Here is a 21,560-nt window from a genome sequence, read left to right on the forward strand (position 1 = left end):
TTAAACCTGACGTTTTCCCCTGTTGTTTGGTATTATTGGCCGATTAGATGTTATTCACTTAATGCTAGAAAAATTTCATGAAAAACGCAGTTAAACAGTTAGCTATCGGCGTAAGTGCCCTAGCGCTTTGCTTTATCTCGGTAGCTGAAGAAGCACCAAAAGTTGAACCACAAGAATTAACCATTGACCGAATTTATTCTTCACCATCGTTAAATGGTGCCACACCAAAATCACTGCGTTTTTCGCCAGACGGTAAGCGCGTAACTTATTTACAAGGCAAGCAAGAAGATTTATATCGCTACGACTTATGGGAATACCATATTGACAGTGATGAAAATCGACTACTGGTTGACTCTAAAGATATCTTTGACGGTATCGAAAACCTATCTGACGAAGAAAAAGCCCGCCGTGAGCGCCAGCGCATATACGGCTCTGGCATTATGGAATACAAATTTTCGAACGACGGCAAAGCCTTGTTATTTCCGTTAAATGGCGATCTCTACTATTACAACTTAGCCGAAAAAAAAGCCAAGCGTTTAACGAATACACCAGCATTTGAAACCGATGCGAAGTTTTCGCCAAAAGCCAATTTTGTTTCCTTTATCCGCAATCAAAATATTTTTGTTATCGATATCGACTCAGGCGAAGAAACAAAACTGACAAAATCAGGCGGTGGTACGATTAAAAACGGCATGTCTGAGTTTGTTGCTCAAGAAGAAATGGGCCGCATGACGGGTTACTGGTGGTCACCAGATGAAAAGTATATCGCCTTTTTAAACGTCGACGAATCGCCGGTAGACATTGCTGTGCGCAATGAAATTTACGCTGAAGAAATCAAACTTGTCGAGCAGCGCTATCCATATACTGGTACGCCAAATGTAAAAATCAAGCTCGCCACGGTTAACGTTAAAAGCCAGCGAATTCGCACTATTGATATCGGTGAAGAAACTGACATCTACATTCCACGAGTAAACTGGTTGCCTAAAGGCGATGCCTTGACCTACCAATGGCAATCACGCGATCAAAAAACACTGAAACTCAACCTCTATTCAGTAAAAAATCGTCGCCAATCAACCTTGCTCACTGAGACCTCTAGCCATTGGCTTAACCTACATGACGACTTGACCTTTTTAAGTGATAACAAGCGCTTTATTTGGGCGTCTGAGCGCGATGGCTTTAAACATTTGTACCTGTATAACACTGATGGTGAGCAACTTGCCCAATTAACCAAAGGTCAATGGGTTGTCGACTCGCTGCACGCGGTAGACGAGCAAGCGGGCTGGATATACTTTACTGGCCGCGCCGATACACCGTTAGAGCGTCACTTATATAAAGCACCACTTGACGGTAAAAGCCCTGAGCACGTTGTTCGAGTAACGAAACGCAACGGCTTTCACGACATTGTTTTTTCGAGTGATCTGAACACCTATATCAACAAGTTTTCGAATATTCAAACACCGTCACAAGTGAGTTTGCACAAGATCAACGGCGAGCACATTACGTGGTTAGAAGAAAACAAAGTCGATAATAACCACCCTATTGCACCTTATTACGATCAACTCGTGATGCCGGAATTTGGTACGTTAAAGTCGGATGACGAAACCACCACCTTGTATTACAAAATATACAAACCCAAACAATTAGTGCCAGGCAAAAAATACCCTGTTATCGTCAATGTCTACGGCGGCCCTTACGCACAGCGCGTTACTAACCGTTGGCAAGGAGCTGACTTCACGCAGTTTATGGTCAGCCAAGGCTATATTGTTTTCCAATTAGACAATCGCGGCTCAAACTACCGCGGTACCGCGTTTGAATTTCCGATTTATGAAAACCTTGGCGATATTGAAGTCACCGATCAGGTAACCGGCGTCAAATTTCTGCGCACGTTAAACTATGTTGATGAACAAAGAATTGGCATCTATGGCCACTCATATGGCGGTTATATGGCGCTAATGAGCATGTTTAAAGCAGGCGAATACTTTAAAGCCGGTGTTTCTGGTGCCCCAGTAACCGATTGGCGTTTATATGATACCCACTACACTGAGCGCTACTTAAATCACCCGAAGGCGAATGAAAAAGGCTATGAGTCGAGTTCTGTTTTCCCATATGCCAAAGATTTGAACGGCCCGCTGTTTATTTATCACGGCATGGCAGACGATAACGTATTATTTACCAATACCACCAAACTGATCAAAACGCTGCAAGATGAAAATAAGCTCTTTGAGTTGATGACCTACCCAGGCGCAAAACACTCAATGCGCGGTAAAAAAGTTAAGGTGCATTTAAACAACTCGATTATCGACTTCTTTGATCGTCACTTTAAAGCACAGCCATAAGCCAATCAGGCTTTTTATCAAAGGCAACTTAGGTTGCCTTTTTTATTTTCACCTCTAAATCACCGCTTCGAGTATGTCGATATCGTCAAATGAGTCGTTGTCGATAGTAAGGTGCAAACATAATGCTGCTATTACCTTCGCAATAGATGAATAAATTTTGACTATAAACATATTTCATTTTAGCGGTAATTGTGTTTAATTATGATGCGTCATATTTATGTTACTGAATAATAATAACAAACATCAGAAAACGTAAGCTGTTTTGAGTGCTGCCATTCAAGTATCCGCTACTTTAACCAAGTATTTCTTTGGTTTTACCCTGTTGTTTAAAAAAGAAAATTTTGGAAAACACCCATGAAGAATCGTCCGTCTGTAGTACGTAAAGTACTACTTTCTATTTCTGGCATTATTGCCGTTATTGCCATTGCCGTGGCTTACTTTGTCACCTCAGAGCGCGCCTCAACCGTTGAACAAACCGTTACGCAAGAAATTCGCCGCGCCACTCAACAAGCGGCTTTTGGCATCCATGAGTTTTTCCGCGAGCGATCGCGCGTTGTCACCTCATTACAAGCTAACCCATTCGTCAATGACTGGTTTGGTCGTTATAGCGAGCGCGGCTCATCCATTGACAACGACAAACAATACCAACAAATCGTCGACTTATTTAAAAACGAATCTGACCATGATCCCATGATCAAATCAGTGTTTTACGCGCCAGCGGCAACCCATGAATATTTTGATATCAATGGCCGTTACAACGATCCAAATTACTTCACTAGCAAGCGACCTTGGTGGTTTGAGGCACTGGAAAAAGATCGCTTGTTTATCACTAACCCTGAGATTGATGCTAACGACGGCTCCATTGTTACGTCAATAAAAACAACAGTCTACTCGCCATCACGCACCTTGCTTGGGGTGATGGGTATCGATATCCTCGCCTCAGAAATCAAGAGTGGCTTAATTGATAAAATGCATTACCAAAACGAAGGTTATGGCTTTTTATATACCGCCGATGGTCGTATTATCTCGTTTCCTGACGAGGCTAATAACATTGATATGAGCACCCTGCCTACCCTCGATCAAGTCGATAGTTTAATTAGCCACGCCAACGGTTTTAAAGCACTATTAAACGACAGCAAGCCACAACAAGAGCTGCTTACTACCCTAGATTTTAAAGGCGAACAGTACCTAGCCTTAGTCGCCCCGATTACCGATGAAACCATGGCTCTTGACTGGCGAGTTGGCTTTATGGTGCCAATGCACGCGATTACCGATCCCGTCACGCAAACCACTTATTCATCTATTTTTTCCGTGATCTTAGTACTCGCACTTACTTCTGGTGTTATTTTTATCACAATACAACGCTTACTTACCAAGCCACTTAAGCGCGTGATGGCGGCAATGGATGATATTGCCACTGGCGACGGCGACTTAACCAAGCGCATTGATATCAATACCAACGACGAGCTAGGCCAGCTAAGTGAGTCGTTCAATACTTTTGTTGAGAATATTCAAAAAATTATTAGCCAATGTAACCTCACCACACAAAAAGTACTGAGTGAATCAGATGATGTTAGCCATTTAGTTGCCGACTTCTCCTCAACGGTTGGCATGCAAAAAGGATACATCGAGCAAATAGCAACGGCAGCCACTGAAATGACCCAAACCATTCACGGGATTTCTGATAACGCTCAAACGTCATTAGATTACGCCACTAAAGCAGCTAATGAAGCGAAACAAGGTAAAGCCTTGGCTGATAACGCCAACACCTTGATCAATGATTTAGCTAATGAAGTGAGTCATTCAACCGAAGTTGTCAATGCCCTACACAAGAATTCAGAATCTATTTCAGCCGTACTAGAAGTGATCAAAAACATTGCTGAACAAACGAACTTACTTGCGTTAAATGCCGCCATTGAAGCAGCTCGAGCCGGTGAGCAAGGTCGTGGCTTTGCCGTTGTCGCCGATGAAGTAAGAACCCTTGCAAGTAGAACACAAGATTCAACGGGCGATATTGAAAAAATTATCGTGAAACTGCAAGAATCAGCCTCTAGCGCCGTAGCTGCAATGAATGTTGGCAAAGAAAAAACCACCGAAGGCGTTAGCGTTATCTTACAGGTCTCAGAAAAACTCGACCATATAAACCAAGCGGTTGCCCTCATTGAAGAACAATCAAATGAAGCGGCTTCAACCATTAAAGAGCAAGCGTCGGCGTCAGATGAAATTACCCAACAAACGATTTCGGTCAATGAACTTGCCGATCAAGCGGTTCATCAGACCTCAGATATGGCTCTAAAGAGTGAATCACAAAAAGCCGTAACTCAAGAGCTCACCGCGACTATTTCGCAATTCAAGGTGTAGTCGCTATTTGGTATTCGCAGGCGATAACGTTATAGTAGTAGCGTTTATCGCCTTTTTTATTTTAACACTTTATGAAAATTTCAAACGCCGTTGACCTCAACCTTGATGAAGTAGAAATCAGCGCTATTCGCGCGCAAGGCGCAGGCGGACAAAACGTCAATAAAGTTAGCTCTGCTATTCACTTGCGATTCGACATTAACGCCTCGTCACTGCCGGATTTTTACAAAGAGCGTCTACTGGCATTGAAAGATAAACGACTGACCAAAGACGGTGTTATTGTCATTAAAGCCCAACAACACCGCACTCAAGAAAAGAACCGAGAAGAAGCCCTCAAACGGCTTGTTGAGCTGATACAAAGCGTCAATGTGGTACAAAAAGCGCGCAAACCGACCAAGCCGACCAAAAGCTCGCAAATTAAACGCATGGACAGTAAAACCAAACAAGGTAACGTCAAAAAGCTCAGGCAAAAAGTAAAGTTTTAACTTAGTAGCAAACAGAGTTATCTGGCAGTGGGTAGGTGGAACTGACATTATCGGCACTGGTAATTTGCAGTTGGTTGTCAATCACCTCAAATTCAAACGTTCGCCCCAACCATGGCGTTTTTACTATCAATTCAAGTTGATAACGATTTAACGGCTGTTCACATAGCAAGTAGAAGTAATGATAAGCCCGCCCCATCGCGCCAGGATCTGAGGTATAAACGTAGATAGTTGAATCTTCAAAGGCTCGTTGCTGGTGGTAGTAAGTTAATTTGTTGGCGGTGTCGATGTTGATCATCAAGCCAAAAAACATCACGATAATTTGTAATGCAGCTAATAATAGACTCACAAACCACACCAAGGTCGCGCACCATGTTGGCTTAATGACTTGCTGAAAACGCGTAAGCGCAAACACTACCAGAAAAAAGCCAACTAATACACTGGTGTATTTTACATAGAACAACCAATAGCCGACCTTGGCCATAAATAACGGGCTGTCAAAATTTAGCCCCCACAATGTTGCGCCATAAAAACTTTCAAGTAATGGCAATATGATGAGTGCGATAGCAAGTAAAATATATTTCACTGTCAGCTGATATCCTTTTCTCGCTGTGCTAGTCAAATTTAGACAGTGACGTTACCCGTTGAATCTCGTACCACTAATTCAGGGGTGAACTGCTCAACCATTTTGCTATCAGACGACTTTTTGATTTGAGCGATCAATAACTTAGTCGCGTTTTCAGCGATTTTTTCAGTTGGTTGATCAGCGGTTGTCAGTTTTGGCCAAGTTTGGCGCGAGAACGGGCTGTTTTCAAAGCCTGCAATTGATAGTTGCGTTGGAATATCGATGTTCATCAAGCGCGAAGCGAATAATGCACCGGCGGCAATTTCGTCATTACAAGAAAAAATAGCAGACGGTTTTACCTCACGCTCCATCAAGGTTTTTGCTCCTTCAACACCTGATTCAAACGAGTATTCGCCATCGACAACTAAGCTACTGTCTAACGCAATGCCATTGGCTGTTAAGGCGTCTTTATAACCGTTAAAACGCTCAGCACTTGAGTTGTGCTCTTTGCCACCAGCTAAAAAGCCAATGCGCTGATGACCAAGGCTAATCAGATGCTCAGTAATATCAAACGCCGCTTGATGGTCATTAACCATCACGCAAGGTGAAATTTCATCAGGTGCGTGTTCACCCGACATGATCCGAACAACTTTGACATCTAAACTGGTTAAATGCTTGACGAACTCAGGGTTTTCAGAAAACGGTGGTGTTAACACTATGCCGGCAATACGCGACATTTTTACCATTAACGTGATTTCTTCAAGAATGTTTTTAGATTGTGCATTACACGGATGAATAACCAACTCGTAACCTTGAGACTTACAGGCTTTTAAAATACCGTTTTGCATATCAATGACGTAATAAGCATTGGGGTTATCGTAAATAAACGCGATAGAAAACGATTTAGTGCCAGCCAAGTTACGAGCTGCTAAGTTGGGTTGATAATCTAAAGCAAGCACCGATGCCATGACTTTTTCTCTCGTTGCATCGCGTACTGACGGCTCGTTATTCATCACCCGAGACACCGTTTTTATTGATACGCCAGCGTGTTTGGCAACATCGTTGATCGTCGCTTTCATTTAAATTTCAAACCCTAAAACAGATAATTTCTTATTATTTCCTGAGCGCTAGAGTATTGGCATTTATCAATAATCGCAACCAACAAATCTTGAAATTTCATTGAAATGACAATTGACAGCGCTGTCATTTTAACTTAGCTTTGCATAATCATTAACATTTAGGTTGGAAAAATGACAGCTAGAACTCAGCTTGCCAGTTGGCAAAAACTCGAACAGCTTGCAGCATCAGCAATACCTTTCGATGTAAACAAGGCGTTTAATCAAGATCCTTCGCGCTTCGACAAATACCATATCGAACTCGATAACCTGTTATTCGATTATTCAAAAAACTTTATCAACGATGAAGTATTAGCCACGCTGCTCAACTGCGCAAGAGAATGTCGGTTAGAGCAAGCAAGAGATAGCATGTTTGCCGGCAGCACCATTAACAAAACCGAAAACAGAGCGGTTTTGCATACTGCCCTAAGAAGTAAATCAACACAGCCCCTAATGGTGGAAGGTCATAATGTTCGCCTACAAGTGACACAAGAGCTAGCAAAAATTGAGCGCTTTGTTGAGCGAGTTCATTTAGGTCATCACACCGGCTATAGCAATAAAGTGATCACTGACATTGTGAGTATCGGTGTTGGTGGCTCGAATCTGGGGCCCGAAATGGTCTGCCAGGCGCTAACTCGCTATGCCCTAGCTAAAGTTAATGCCCATTTTGTTTCTAATGTCGATGGCGAACAAATATCGCAAGTTCTCGCTACAATAAACCCTGAAACGACATTGTTCATCGTTGCTTCAAAAACCTTTACAACCTCTGAAACGATGACCAATGCCAACACCGCAAAGCAATGGCTTGTTAATTATTTCAAATCGGAAGGTGCCGTTGCCAAGCACTTTGTCGCGGTCAGTAGCAACCTCGACAAAGTTGCTGAATTTGGTATCGCCAGCGACCATATTTTTGCTATGTGGGACTGGGTAGGCGGCAGATTTTCAATGTGGTCGGCAATCGCCTTGCCAATTGCCCTATACATCGGATTTGATCATTTTAAAACACTGCTTGAGGGTGGTGAATCGATTGACCAGCACTTTATTAACGCACCGCTTGCACAAAATATTCCTGTCATTATGGCCTTGCTCAGCTTTTGGCATGCGAGCTTTTTAGGTCACCAGAGCCAGGTGATTTTGCCTTATGATCAGGCACTCGCGAGATTTCCCGCCTATTTACAGCAGGCTGAAATGGAGAGTAATGGTAAATCAGTATCAACCCAAGGTGAGTCGCTACCCTACCCAACCGTGGCTGCGCTTTGGGGTGAAATTGGTATCAATGGTCAGCACGCTTTTTACCAATATTTACATCAAAGTAATGCCATTGTACCGGCTGATTTTATTGGTTCTATCGCAAGTCATCACTCACTTGATAACCATCAACAAGTATTAATGGCAAACTTTTTCGCACAAAGCCAAGGCCTGATGACCGGGGTTAGCCAACAAGCAGTCGAGGCTCAACTAGCCGATAAAGGCCTATCAGCTTCACAAATACAAGCACTCGCCCCACACAAGGTTCACCAAGGTAACAAGCCCTCGAATACCATTTTATTGGATAAGCTGACACCATTTAGCTTAGGTCAACTCGTTGCCTTGTATGAACATAAAATCTTTTGCCAAGGTGTGTTACTCGATATTCATTCATTTGATCAGTGGGGTGTTGAGCTTGGCAAAGTATTAGCGAAGAACATTGAACAACAGCTCAACGAGCAGCAAGTTGAATCAAATCAAGACAGTTCAACGCGTGGACTACTCAGTTATTACTTAGCGAAACAGGCTCAATTTAGTACGAATGACAGCCAATTAGGCGAATTAAACAGCAAAAATAGCACTGATTGAGTGGCCAATTAACGAATAAGCGAAGTGAAAACAAATTTATTTATTAATAAAAACCAACAACTTAGAAAATTTAGTTACTTTTTTTTAATAATTTTGTAGCCAAAATAAAATTTTCTGTGTAAGGTTTATACAAATTTGATGACAACGCTGTCATAAAAAGACAACGCTGTCATTTCAAATATCAAGCAACCAACTAAAATAATATTCACAACAATGTGTATTAAGGGAAAGTCAATGTCATCTAAACACTTTAAAAAAGGCGTCTTAGCAAGCTCTATCGCTATGGTGCTAACTGGTGGTGCTGCGCCACTTGCTCTTGCCGATGAAGCAAAAGCACAAGATAAAACAGAAGTCATCGAAGTTCGTGGTATTCGTGGCTCGTTAAAAGAAAACATCAATGCTAAACGCTTTTCAGACTCAATTGTTGATGTTATCACCTCTGAAGATATCGGCAAATTCCCGGATAAAAACGTTGCTGAAACACTCTCTCGCATTACTGGTGTTGCGGTTAGCCGTGAATTCGGTGAAGGTGAAAAAATCAGTATTCGCGGCGCTGGCCCTAAATACAACCGTACCTTATTAAACGGTCAAACTGTAGGTACTGCTGACTGGTTCATCCTTGATGAAGCGAACCGCAGCTTTAACTACACCATGTTACCGTCAGTTATCGTTAAAAACTTAGAAGTTTACAAGTCACCTGAAGCTTCAACTGACGAAGGCTCAATTGGTGGTACCGTAATTTTACGCACTCGCCGCCCGCTTGAACTTGATTCAAACACCGTTAGCCTTTCATTAGAAGGTCAATACTCTGAAACATCAGGTGAAACCGATCCACAACTTGCTGGTATGTACTCATGGAAAAACGAAGAAGAAAACTTCGGTGTGATGATTTCAGCAGTTAGCCAAAGCCGTACGTTAGAGCGTCAAGGTTTTGAAGTATTAGGCTGGATTGAAGACGAAGCCGACGACTACATCGTTCCACGTAACATTGGTGCACCTCGCTTTTTACAAGAGCGTGAACGCGATACAGTATTCGCGACCTTACAATACGCGCCATCAGACGACTTATTATTCACGTTCAATGCCATGTCTTCAAAAATGGACGTTGATAACCAAAACGCTAACTTAATTAACTTTGCTTTTGCTGACCGAGCTGAAATCATTGCTAATGCAACGAAAGTTGAAAACGGTGCAATTTTAGCATCAAGCGCTGGCGGTAACTACGCATACAACTTTATCAACCGTGTTTCTAGCACTGAATCTGAGCAATTCCACTTAGATGTTGACTACGATGCTGATAACTACACGTTAAATTTCGAAATTGGTACAACGGCTGCTAAAGGCGGTACTTACCGTGAAACATCTTGGGAATACGTTGCGGTAGGCGCAGGTTATTCATACGACTTAACCGGTACCCCAAATGTTGATATCGGTGTTGACCCATCAGACGGCTCTAACTTTGCTGCAGGCTGGATCTGGGGTGGTGCGAAACCAACCACTGACGAAGAAACATTCGCACAGTTAGACTTAGAATTCCCAGTAGAAGTTGGCCCATTCACGGCATTAAAAACCGGTTTAAAATACCGTCAAGCCGAGCGTACTCAAGGTCGTCACGCCTACAGCTGGCACGCGCCATTTACTGATGGTGGCGGAGCAGACTGGAACGTTTACCTAGGTCACATCTTTGAAACTTGCCCAACATTAGCTGACTGTGGCTTAGACGCATTAGGCTCAGTCAATGTCGATGTTGCAGCAACAGGTAACTTAACGAACCAAGTAGCCCACAACCGTCCATTAATGGAAGAAATCGCTTTTGGTGGCTTAAACGGCATTGATGCGGGTTATGCTATTCACGACAACCTACCTGAAATCTGGGAAGTTGAAGAAGACATTTTAGCTTTCTACGTACAAGGTGATTTCAGTGGTGAAGGCTACCGCGGTAACTTAGGTCTTCGTTACGTAAGTACAGACCAAACTTCATACGGTTATGAGTATTCAGGTGAGACTTGGGGCTTAAACACGATTAATGGCGACTGGTTAACGCCAGAAGTATTAAACTGGGTGAATCAATCAAACGATTACTCAGAAATGCTACCAAGCTTTAACATTGCCTTTGACGTAACGGAAGATCAAATTCTACGTGTTGGTGCAGCACGTGTCATGGCTCGCCAAAACTGGGCTGACATTTCTTCATCTGAAACTTATGGCTCACTAACTGGCGGTCGTGGTTCAGGAACACGTGGTAACCCACAACTTTCGCCGACAATTGCCAACCAGTTCGATGTATCGTGGGAATGGTACTACGCTGACGCTTCAGTCCTATCTGTAGCTTACTTTGCTAAAGATCTTAAGTCGTTACGTACATCAACAGTGGTAACTGAAGATCGTTACGACCAAGAGAACGATGTTTGGGTGCCAGTTGATTTCACTCAACCTGGCAATGGCTTAGCTGGTACTATTGAAGGTATCGAATTTGGTTTACAGCACGACTTTGGTGGCTACGGTGTCCAAGCTAACTACACTTACACAGATTCTTCTTCAGAAGAGCCTCGTGATGAAATGAAGCCAGGTTCAGGTCTTGTTGAAGGTACGTCTGAAGACATGCTGAACTTAACTGCCTACTACGAAAACGATACTTTCGGTGCGCGTATTATGTATAACTACCGCAGCGAGTGGTACAAAGGCTTGCACTTTAATGGTGATGAGCTATTTAACGACGATTTCGGTCAGTGGGATGCAAGTGCTTCTTGGAACTTCAATGAGTACTTAACCTTCACTCTTGAAGCCGTTAACTTCACTAATGAAGAAATTGTTGAGTACAACAGCTCTAAAGAACGTGTGATGTCGATTTATGAAAATGGTCGTCGCTACGTTGCAGGTGTTCGTGTTAACTTCTAAAAGTTAACCACAAAAAAAGCCGAGCTTTGCTCGGCTTTTTATTCACCCTAACTAGAGTTTTCCCCAATGAAAAAACGCGCGTTAAAACAAGTTGCCACGTGGCACAATGTTGACAAAGCAAGGTTTGAACAAGAAATCCAGCCCTTAGCAGAGCCAGCAATTTTAAAAGGTTTAGTTGATGATTGGCCGTTAGTTAATCACGCTAAAGCTAGTGAGAACTCAGCCGCGCAAGCCGTTATCAAACAACTTTCATCATTATATATTGGCGGCAATGTCCAGTTTGCTCGGTTAGATAAAACTAGCGCCAACGGCCGTTACTTCTACAACCCTAACTTTACCGGCTTCAACTTTAGCCGAGAAATAGCAAGCTTTGATGCGTTCATTAGTGAGTTATTAAGTCATTCCACACAATCAGAGCAAGCTGTTGCCATACAAAGTGCGCCTGTTGCCGATTACTTCCCCAAGTTCGAACAAGACCATTCACTCGATTTATTTGGCGCTGAAGTAAAACCGCGTTTTTGGTTGGGCAATCATTCAACCGTTGCGCCCCACTACGATGACGCCGATAACATTGCCTGTGTGGTATTAGGCAAGCGCAGATTCACCCTATTTCCGCCTGAACAAATTAGCAATTTATACGTTGGTCCGTTGAACAATACACCGGCCGGTGCACCGGTTAGTATGGTCGACGTTGCTAACCCAGACTTTGCCAAATTCCCGAAATTTAAAAGCGCGCTAAATCAGGCGCTCGTTGCTGAACTTGAGCCCGGAGATGCGATTTATATCCCAACCTTATGGTGGCACAACGTAGAGGCGCTCTCTAACGTTAATCTACTCGTTAATTACTGGTACGGCGGCTCTATTGCCGGTACTGAAAAACCCGTGCCAATGGATACCTTGCTGATGAGTTTACTGACGCTAAAAAACTTACCGGCTCAGAAGCGCAAAGCCTGGCAAGCGTTTTTCAATTACTATATTTTCGAAAGCCCCGATGACGCGCTAGATCATATTCCAGCGCATATTCGCGGCATATTGGCTGATTTATCCAGCAGTCAAAAACAACAAATTAGCCAATGGCTGATCAGCCAACTAAGCAATAAGAATAACCCATAAGAAGACGTTCATGAAAATAACTAATCTATCTTTTATCATCGCCTTTTCCTGTTCTAGTAGCCTATTACTTAACGCCTGCTCAGAGGTTAAAACACCTCAGGCAGTCGAATTACACCAAGCAAAACAGCAAGACATTAACGAGATTGCTGACAACCTTCAGGTTAAGTTTTCACTGGTCACGAACCAGCCAAGCGAGCATTGCGATCCTGATAAAACCGATGGCGATTGCTTTACCGCGCAGTTAACATTAACAGCGCTTGATGCGATCAAAGCAACAAACTGGCAAATTTACTTCTCGCAAATCACGCCAATTCAGTCGTCACAAAGCGATGAGTTTGTGATTGAACATATCAATGGCGATATTCACCGCATTAGCATGAAACCAGAATATGCCGGTTTTGGTAAAAACGAAGCCAAAACCATCACCTTTTACGGCAGCTATTGGTCGCTATCTGAAACCGATGCCATGCCTAACTACCTAGTTACTGCGCCTGATTTAAACGCGCAAGTGATCAAAAGCACAAAAGCGAAGATTGATCCTGAAACCGGTTTAGAAATTTTACCCCATGTTACCCCTTACACGAGTGTTGAACACCACTTCAAACGCACTGAATCAGACAGCACACAATGGCTAACTAGCGATTTACTGTATCAGCGCAACCAAGCGACATTTGATGCGCCACTCGATACCGACTATTTAGCACAAGCTATTATTCCAACGCCCAAAAGTGTTGAACTTGCTGACGACAAACGTCCAGTTGCGATCAAACAAGGGATTTCGGTTAACTTTAATCAAGTGCCAAGCAAGGCAGTGAACGCCGCGCTAGAGAGACTCGCTACGTTAGGCGTAAAACAAGTTGATAATGGCATTGCCGTTAATTTATTCATTGAGGCGACGCCAGAGCAAGTTAACGGTAGTTATAAGTTATCGGTGAGCGATGATGCGATTAACATCGTTGGTCAAGATGAAGCCGGCGTGTTTTACGGTTTGCAATCACTGGCGAGTTTAGTTGATTTAAACAGCGATACCATTCCACAACTAACGATAATAGACGCGCCACTTTTTGAGTTTCGCGGTATGCTAGTCGATGTTGCTCGCAACTTTAAAAGTAAAGACTTCATCCTCAAATTATTGGATCAAATGGCAGCTTACAAGCTCAATAAATTTCATTTTCACTTGGCTGATGATGAAGGCTGGCGAATTGAAATTCCAAGCTTACCTGAGCTAACGCAAATTGGCAGTCAGCGCTGTTTTGATATCACAGAACAACACTGCTTAATGCCACAGCTTGGTGCGGGCATCGAGACTGACAGCGAAGTGAATGGCTATTACAGTGTTGCCGATTACCAAGAAATTTTGCGTTACGCGAGCGCGCGCCACATTCAAGTTATCCCATCACTTGATATGCCTGGGCATTCAAGGGCAGCGGTAAAGGCGATGAATGCTCGTTTTAACACCTACAAACAACAAGAGCAGCTTGATAAAGCCAATGAATTTTTACTTTATGAAGCTGATGATTACACCAAATATTCATCGGTACAGTACTATCAAGACAACACCATTAATGTCTGTTTAGATTCTTCATACCGCTTTGTTGAACACTTGATGAAAGAAGTCCAACAGATCCACCAAGCGGCAGAGCACCCTCTCACTCGTTACCACATTGGTGCAGATGAAACTGCCGGTGCTTGGGTAGAAAGCCCTGCATGTAAAGCGTTTTTAGCCAATAACGATCAAGGGATCACTGAAGCTAAGCAATTATCGGGGTATTTCGTTGAACGCGTAGCCACCATGATTGCAAAATTAGGTATCGAGCCTGCAGCTTGGGCTGATGGTTTAGAGCACACCCGCGTTGAAAAAATGCCGTCGGTAGTACAGGCGAATGCGTGGGGGCCATTGATGTTTGGTTCACACAGTCAAACGCATGAGTTGGCGAACCGCCAGTGGCAAGTGGTGATCTCATCGCCTGATGCGCTGTACTTTGATTTCCCATACGAGGCCGATCCGAAAGAGCATGGCTATTATTGGGCTTCACGTGAAATTAACACAGAAAAAGTGTTCCAGTTTATGCCGGAGAATCTCCCGATTCACGCTGAGTTTTGGACCGATCGTCAGAACAACCCATACGAGGCTGATGATACTAAAAAACAAGCTGAATCAGGCCACTCGGAACAAGGTCCTCTGGATCAAGGTGTTAAATTTTACGGTGTCCAAGGTCAGCTCTGGACCGAGAATACTCGCAGTGACGACATGGCAGAGCACAAAATATTCCCTCGCCTACTGGCACTTGCCGAACGCGCTTGGTACAAACCCAAGTGGGCAGTTGATTACAACTATCAAGGGGCGAAATACAGCCAACAAAGCAATGTATTTAGCACACAACATCAAGCACTTCGCGACCAACAATGGCAGCGTTTTTCACAAGTTATTGGCAGTAAAGAATTAGCTAAGGTTGAAGCGGCAGATATCGCCTATCGACTACCTACAGTTGGCGCCAAAATTATCGATGGCAAATTACACGCAAACATTGCTTTTAAAGGATTAACCATTGAATACAAAGATGCATCGAATGTTTGGCAAACCTACGAAAAGCCAACATTGGTTAAAGGCCAAGTGGTTGTTCGCGCTCGAACATTTGACGGCAAGCGCGTAGGTCGCAGTTGGCAAGTTGTTCAATAAGCTGCATAAAGCCAACTCTTGTAGCGCGAAATAATGCGTAAAAAGCCAATAAAAACAACGATGTTAAAAAAATATTGCAGAAAGTTAAAATAACAAATGACAACGCTGTCATTTATGTTAATATGATTACCAATAACCGATTAAATAATTGCTTTAAAAAGCTCGTGAAGAGTTATCACAGAGGTTAACATGCCGACAAATAACAAGACCTACTTTTTAGGAATCGATGGTGGTGGTAGTAAATGCAAAGCCATTATCGTTTCTGAAGATAACAAAGTATTAGGCACTGGCGTTTCAGGACCGGCTAATCCGATCCACGGATTTGAGCAAGCAACCCACTCCATTACCGAATCAGCCTTACTCGCACTAGACGACGCTAAGTTAGACGATGTTAAGTTATGTGACTTGGTCGCTGGTGTTGGCTTAGCGGGTGTTAATTTGCCTGTATTGTTTGAGCAAATGTCAGCTTGGCAACATCCATTTAGAGCGATGTTTTTAACGACCGATTTACTGATAGCCTGTTTGGGCGCACACCAAGGTCAAGACGGTGCCGTCATGATTTCAGGCACAGGTTCATGTGGTTTTAGCTATGTTGATGAGACCCCATTTATCGTTGGTGCACATGGTTTTCCGCATGGTGATAAAGGCAGTGGCGCGTGGATTGGTTTACAAGCAACCAAAAACGTTTTGCTGTCACTAGATGGCTTGATCGCGCCAACGAGTTTATCTGAAGATATTCTTAATCACACCCAAGCAAAAGACGCAGTGTCATTAGTCGAAGCTATCGCTGGTAAGCCAGCAACCTATTACGCCAAACTTGCCAGTTACGTGTTTAAACGCGCAAATGAAGGCGATGCGATAGCCAAAGCGATCATTTTAGAGGGCGCGCAGTATCTTAGCCAAGTGGCCAAGCGCCTTTCACAACAAAACCCACCGCGTATTTCTATTATTGGTGGCTTATCCAGTTTCATTGTCCCTTGGCTTGAGCAAGATGTCCAAGCCAGTTTATCTGAGCCTGTTTTTCCTCCCGAAATGGGCTCAGTTCTTTTTGCTCAGCAGCAGCTCGCAAATGCTACTCACTAAAAGGTTTTTCTATGTCTAGCACATTAATGGAACAAGAAGCGAAACAAACGCCTCAAGTTATCGAACAACAATTGATTAAAAACCAAGCGGTTGCACAACGTATCGCTAACCAGTTAAACACCATTAAGCCGACTAACGTCATGATTATTGGTCGCGGCTCATCAGATCACGCCGGCGTTTTCGGTAAGTACCTCATCGAGATCGAAGCGGGTATTCCAGTGAGTTCAGCAGCGCCATCGGTATCAAGTGTTTACAACAAGCAACTCAAGTTAGCGCAAAGCTTAGTGATTGTGATCTCACAATCGGGTAGAAGCCCAGATATTTTAGCGCAAGCCCAGATGGCAAAGGATGCGGGGGCATACTGTGTCGCATTAGTTAACGATGAAACATCGCCACTTGGTGAAATTGTTGATGATGTGATGCCGTTATCAGCGGGCGCTGAAATATCTGTGGCGGCTACAAAAAGCTACTTAGCAACGCTTTCTGCCCTATTACAACTCACCGCCTACTGGACTAACAACCAAACACTTATCGAGGCATTAAATACCTTGCCAAGCGCACTTCAGGCAATCATTGATTCACCAGCGCAATTAACACCTGAATCTATCGACGGTGTCAAAAACCTAGTGGTACTTGGTCGTGGTTTAGGTTTTGCCGTGTCAAAAGAGATGGCATTGAAGCTCAAAGAAGTGGCAAGCATTCACGCGGAATCTTTTAGTAGTGCAGAATTTCTTCACGGCCCAGTAACCTTAGTGGAGCAAGGGTTAGCGATTATTAATTGTCAGGTCAGCGACGAAAGCTTGCAATCGCATCAAGAGCAAGTGCAAGAAGTGACTCGCCGCGGCGCGAATGTGGTCGATATTAAGCAACTCGACAATCACATTCACCCGAGAATTGCACCGTTAGTTGTCTTGCAAAGATTTTATTTAGACGTGGCATCTGTTGCCGTGTATCGTGGCTTTAATCCAGATGAGCCAAAGGGCTTAAAGAAAGTAACACGGACTTTGTAATGAACGAGATGAGCATCAGCGTTGCCAAACTGTTTGATGGTGAGCGCTTTTACAACAACTGCCAAGTCACGATAAGCAACGGCAAAATTTTAGCCCTCAAACCTGGGCTTGCACCAAGTGAAGTTGACTACCAAGGCTTATTAGTACCCGGTTTTATCGATCTGCAAGTTAATGGCGGTGGCGGTGTATTGTTTAATGCTACCCCAACCGTTGATGGCATAAAAACTATGTTTGCTGCCCATAACCGCTTCGGTACAACGGCGATGCTCCCAACCTTTATTACCGACAATGTTGAACAAATGGCGCTTGCCGCTCAAGCGGTAAGTGATGCGATAGCGCAAGGCGTAAACGGGATTTTAGGGATCCACTTTGAAGGCCCGCACCTGTCTGTTGCCAAAAAAGGGGCTCACAGCGCCGAGTACATTCGACCGATTAGCGATGATGAATGGCAAATATTATCGCGTAAAGATCTCGGTAAAGTGATCGTCACCATAGCACCGGAAAATGTCAGCGAAGCTGATATTTCGAAAATGGTTTCGCTAGGCATCAAAGTTTGTTTAGGCCATACCAATGCAGATTTTAACACCGCACAAAAAGCCGTAGATGCCGGTGCTAGTGGTTTTACCCACTTGTTTAACGCGATGTCGGCGATGACGTCACGAGAGCCAGGTGTTGTTGGCTGTGCCCTACTAAATGATCACACCTACTCTGGCTTGATTGTCGATGGCCACCACGTTGATTACACCAGTTGTGAAATCGCGTTAAAAGCTAAAGCGCAAGGCAGTGTATTTTTAGTGACCGATGCGATGCCACCTGTTGGTACCAACGACAGTGAATTTGCTTTCTTCGATCGCAGCGTGCAGTTACATGATGGCAAATTAACCTCTACTACCGGTGAATTAGCGGGCTCTGTGCTCGATATGGCTTCAGCCGTGAGAAATTGTCATCGCTATGCCCATCAACCGCTCGACAACACGCTGCGCATGGCAAGTTTATATCCAGCAAATTATATCAATGAAAGTCGCCACCGAGGCCGATTAAGCGTTAATCATCAAGCCGACATGGTGTTACTCGATGACGACTTAACGGTCGTTAGCACTTGGGTTGGCGGTAAGCAAACCTATCAAAAATAACAACAACAAAAATAAAGCAACAAGTTCGAGGAAGTATTATGACAACAAATGCAATTGAGCAGAGCAAACCAAGCAGCGTGGTGCCAATGACCATAGTTGCGGTACTGTTTTTCATTTTGGGCTTTGCCACATGGATAAACGGCTCGCTCATGCCTTATCTAAAACAAGTGTTAGATTTAACACCGTTTCAAGCATCGCTTATTCTTTTTTCATTTTATATCGCCGTTACCTTTACTGCGATCCCATCAGCTTGGTTGATCAGAAAAGTCGGTTATAAGAAAGGCATGGCCTTAGGTATGACAGGCATGATGATCGCTGGCCTATTGTTTATTCCTGCCGCTAAAACACAAATTTTTGCCCTATTTTTATTTGCTCAGTTAGTGATGGGTGCTGGTCAAACGCTATTACAAACAGCGGTTAATCCTTATGTTGTCCGTATTGGTCCTGAAGAGTCAGCCGCGGTTCGCGTCAGTATTATGGGGATCTTAAACAAAGGCGCAGGCGTTGTAGCGCCCCTAGTATTTAGCGCGCTAATTGCCAGTAGTTTTCAAGACACCGTTGGCACCGAGCTTAGCGCAGAACAAATTGATGCCATGGCAAACTCACTAGTAACCCCTTATTTAGGTATGGCGATATTTATTGGCGTACTCGCCTTAGCTGTATTTAAATCACCACTGCCTGAATTAGAAAAAGAGCCAGAGCACGCCGATGAAAGCCTGATCAAGCAAGCCTTGGCTCACAAGCATTTAGCCTTAGGTGTGGTCGCTATTTTTGTTTACGTTGCTGTTGAAGTTATCGCTGCCGACACCATAGGTACTTATGCCTTGTCTCTGGGTATTGAAAATTACGCGGTAATGACCTCATACACTATGGTCTGTATGGTCTTAGGTTATATTTTAGGGATCCTGACTATTCCGCGTTACATTTCTCAGCCACAAGCGTTATCGATTTCAGCTGTGCTTGGTATCCTACTCACCCTCGCGGTGGTCTTTGGTGATAGCCAGTCATACGTGATTGCCGAAACTATTTTAGTGCCATTTGGCGGTGCAATGTTACCCGACACCTTATTGTGTATCGCCTTTTTAGGTTTAGCTAATGCCATTGTTTGGCCTGCCGTATGGCCATTAGCCTTATCTGGTTTAGGTAAACTCACTTCAACAGGCTCAGCTTTGTTAGTCATGGGTATTGCAGGTGGTGCATTTGGTCCTTTGTTTTGGGGTCTATTAAGCAATACTTCACTCGGCCAACAAGGTGGTTATATTGTGATGCTACCGTGTTATGCCTTTATTTTATTCTATGCATTAAAGGGCCATAAAATAGCCCCTAAACGCTAACACAAGTACCCTCGATTGGTGGAAATTCCACAAGGCATAGCTAGTTCGGGCCAACTAGCTATGCCTTTTTTTATCCTTAAGACATGGTTAGTATGGCTAGTTCGGGGCTATAGTTAGCTATGCTTTTTTTATAATTACACGGCCTTTCCAAATCAATAATTAGCTATAGTTTATTTTTGCTAAAAATCTAAACTCAAATACACGACAAACGATTTTTTCGTCGCTTTGGCAATATCAAAGTTGCCATTATCCGGATACAAAGGCAAACCGACGATTTGCTCTACTGAACGAATATCGGCAAACCTGACTTTACCGTTGCCCCATTTGTGATAGGCGCCTACGGTGAACGGCATTTCTAACAACTGCCCTTCATAAGCCACTGAAATACCAATTAAATCAATATCCTCTACGCGCTGAAAGTCGATAGTGGTATCTATTTCACTATTTGAATTATCAGTAAAAACACCAAAAGCTAACGCAGACTTATTCGACAAAGGTAGCTTAGCACCAATAGCAAAGTTAGACACTTGGTTTAAATCTCTCGTTATTGGCGTTTGAATATCATCGACATAAAATTCATCATTTTCGACCTTGGAATAAAAGTGCCAATCAAAACTCACGAGTACCTGATTAAATTGATGTGCCACGCCCAAAGCAACATGCCACGGATAATCTTGCTCTTCATCATGGTTTGCAGTGATCCTAGATATCGGTGTCACACCATCGGGCAATGGTTGTCGGCTTGAAACTAAAATATTACTGGTCACCTGATAATCTCTCGACAGCGTGAAGTCTTTCGATAGCTGGCCGCCAAAGCGCCACTGTTGATAACGATACTGAAAGCCAATAGCCGGTTGTAATATCCACATATCATCATCAAATCGGCGGCTCGCATCGAAACCACTTATCACAGGGACGTCATCAACTAGGGTTGTGACTTGCGTGCCTGAGCCTTGGATAGTTTGAAACTCGCGATATTCGAAGCTCAGGCCAAAACCATAACTCAGTTGTTCATTGGCTTGGTACGCACCGGCAAAGGTAAGTTTATAGGCGCTATTATCAATATTGATATTGACGTATTCATTGACTTCTTGATTTGCGCCATCGCCGACATCGGGAGCTTGATAGACAACATCTTGATTTGTGCGCTCTTTAGAGAAATCTGTAGCGGCGATTGAGGCGGCGTATGACCACTTGCCAGATTGTGCTCTTACACCAAATAAACCAGGAATCACTGAAAACGCCTCGCGATTGAAATCTTGACCGTTGGTAAAAACCTCTTCAAAATCAGTTCTCTCCCATGCCAAGGTATTTATTGAAGCGGTTTTATTACGCTTGACCCAACTCAACCCTGCTACGTTGTAATGCATCACAGATAGGTCGTTTGCTAAGGCCGTATAAGCTCCCCCTAGTGAAACGGCCTCACCGCCAACCAGTAAATTATTGTAGTGATATTCATCGGCGACACTAACCGATGACACGCTTATCACAATGGTCGACACCAATAATTTGAGTTGAAACTTTGTCGAACTCTTGAACATTATCACCCACCCTGCTACATCCGTATAATATTTAGTTTAGACAAGTTAATCTAAATGGCTAAATTACAAGGTAAAA

14 protein-coding genes are annotated in these 21,560 nt (G+C 43.5%); 11 read left to right on the top strand and 3 right to left on the bottom strand.

The genetic code is table 11. The annotated features are described in order from the left end of the window. Window positions 1-77 precede the first annotated feature (77 nt). From LP316_RS14680 to arfB, 3 genes are all read left to right on the top strand, one after another. Window positions 78-2,336 (top strand): S9 family peptidase, encoded by a 2,259-nt coding sequence (locus tag LP316_RS14680; RefSeq protein WP_193021855.1) that lies wholly within the window; start codon window positions 78-80, stop codon window positions 2,334-2,336. A gap of 354 nt (window positions 2,337-2,690) precedes the next feature. Next, complete coding sequence (locus LP316_RS14685) at window positions 2,691-4,697, top strand: methyl-accepting chemotaxis protein (protein WP_193021856.1); 2,007 nt, start codon at window positions 2,691-2,693, stop codon at window positions 4,695-4,697. A 71-nt stretch (window positions 4,698-4,768) separates the two neighbouring features. Further along, window positions 4,769-5,179, top strand: coding sequence for an alternative ribosome rescue aminoacyl-tRNA hydrolase ArfB (gene arfB / locus LP316_RS14690; protein WP_193021857.1), 411 nt, complete (start codon window positions 4,769-4,771; stop codon window positions 5,177-5,179). Between the two features lies 1 nt (window position 5,180). Here the strand turns inward: arfB and LP316_RS14695 are convergent, their stop codons facing one another. Further along, window positions 5,181-5,762: a hypothetical protein gene (locus LP316_RS14695; protein ID WP_193021858.1), complete on the bottom strand. Its 582-nt coding sequence runs from the start codon at window positions 5,760-5,762 to the stop codon at window positions 5,181-5,183. 38 nt (window positions 5,763-5,800) lie between these two features. Continuing rightward, the gene (locus LP316_RS14700; protein ID WP_193021859.1) at window positions 5,801-6,820 is read right to left on the bottom strand and encodes a LacI family DNA-binding transcriptional regulator; all 1,020 of its coding nucleotides are present in this window, start codon (window positions 6,818-6,820) and stop codon (window positions 5,801-5,803) included. A 171-nt stretch (window positions 6,821-6,991) separates the two neighbouring features. Between LP316_RS14700 and pgi the strand changes: the two genes are divergently transcribed. The 8 genes from pgi to nagP all read left to right on the top strand — a co-directional run bounded on the left by pgi (window position 6,992) and on the right by nagP (window position 19,943). Next, entirely contained in the window at window positions 6,992-8,692 is a 1,701-nt protein-coding gene (gene pgi, locus LP316_RS14705) for a glucose-6-phosphate isomerase (protein WP_193021860.1), read from the top strand. A gap of 234 nt (window positions 8,693-8,926) precedes the next feature. Then, complete coding sequence (locus tag LP316_RS14710) at window positions 8,927-11,590, top strand: TonB-dependent receptor (RefSeq protein ID WP_193021861.1); 2,664 nt, start codon at window positions 8,927-8,929, stop codon at window positions 11,588-11,590. Between the two features lie 66 nt (window positions 11,591-11,656). Next, window positions 11,657-12,703 (top strand): cupin-like domain-containing protein, encoded by a 1,047-nt coding sequence (locus LP316_RS14715; RefSeq protein WP_193021862.1) that lies wholly within the window; start codon window positions 11,657-11,659, stop codon window positions 12,701-12,703. 10 nt (window positions 12,704-12,713) lie between these two features. Continuing rightward, window positions 12,714-15,383: a family 20 glycosylhydrolase gene (locus LP316_RS14720; RefSeq protein ID WP_193021863.1), complete on the top strand. Its 2,670-nt coding sequence runs from the start codon at window positions 12,714-12,716 to the stop codon at window positions 15,381-15,383. Window positions 15,384-15,572: 189 nt separating this feature from the next. Then, window positions 15,573-16,466 carry an N-acetylglucosamine kinase gene (gene nagK / locus LP316_RS14725; protein WP_193021864.1) on the top strand — a complete coding sequence of 298 codons (894 nt, stop codon included), beginning with the start codon at window positions 15,573-15,575 and terminating at the stop codon, window positions 16,464-16,466. A gap of 11 nt (window positions 16,467-16,477) precedes the next feature. Continuing rightward, on the top strand, window positions 16,478-17,476 hold the full coding sequence (gene nagB-II / locus LP316_RS14730) for a glucosamine-6-phosphate deaminase NagB-II (RefSeq protein ID WP_193021865.1): 999 nt from the start codon (window positions 16,478-16,480) through the stop codon (window positions 17,474-17,476). Then, window positions 17,476-18,609, top strand: coding sequence for an N-acetylglucosamine-6-phosphate deacetylase (nagA, locus tag LP316_RS14735; RefSeq protein ID WP_193021866.1), 1,134 nt, complete (start codon window positions 17,476-17,478; stop codon window positions 18,607-18,609). Before nagB-II ends, nagA begins: the two co-directional genes overlap by 1 nt. A gap of 38 nt (window positions 18,610-18,647) precedes the next feature. Continuing rightward, window positions 18,648-19,943, top strand: coding sequence for an N-acetylglucosamine MFS transporter NagP (nagP, locus tag LP316_RS14740; RefSeq protein ID WP_193021867.1), 1,296 nt, complete (start codon window positions 18,648-18,650; stop codon window positions 19,941-19,943). Between the two features lie 179 nt (window positions 19,944-20,122). On the opposite strand, the gene LP316_RS14745 is transcribed toward nagP, so the two are convergent. Then, entirely contained in the window at window positions 20,123-21,484 is a 1,362-nt protein-coding gene (locus tag LP316_RS14745) for an OmpP1/FadL family transporter (protein WP_193021868.1), read from the bottom strand. Window positions 21,485-21,560: the final 76 nt, after the last annotated feature.

The organism is Thalassotalea sp. LPB0316 (assembly GCF_014898095.1).
In the GTDB taxonomy this organism is placed as follows: Bacteria; Pseudomonadota; Gammaproteobacteria; order Enterobacterales; family Alteromonadaceae; genus Thalassotalea_G.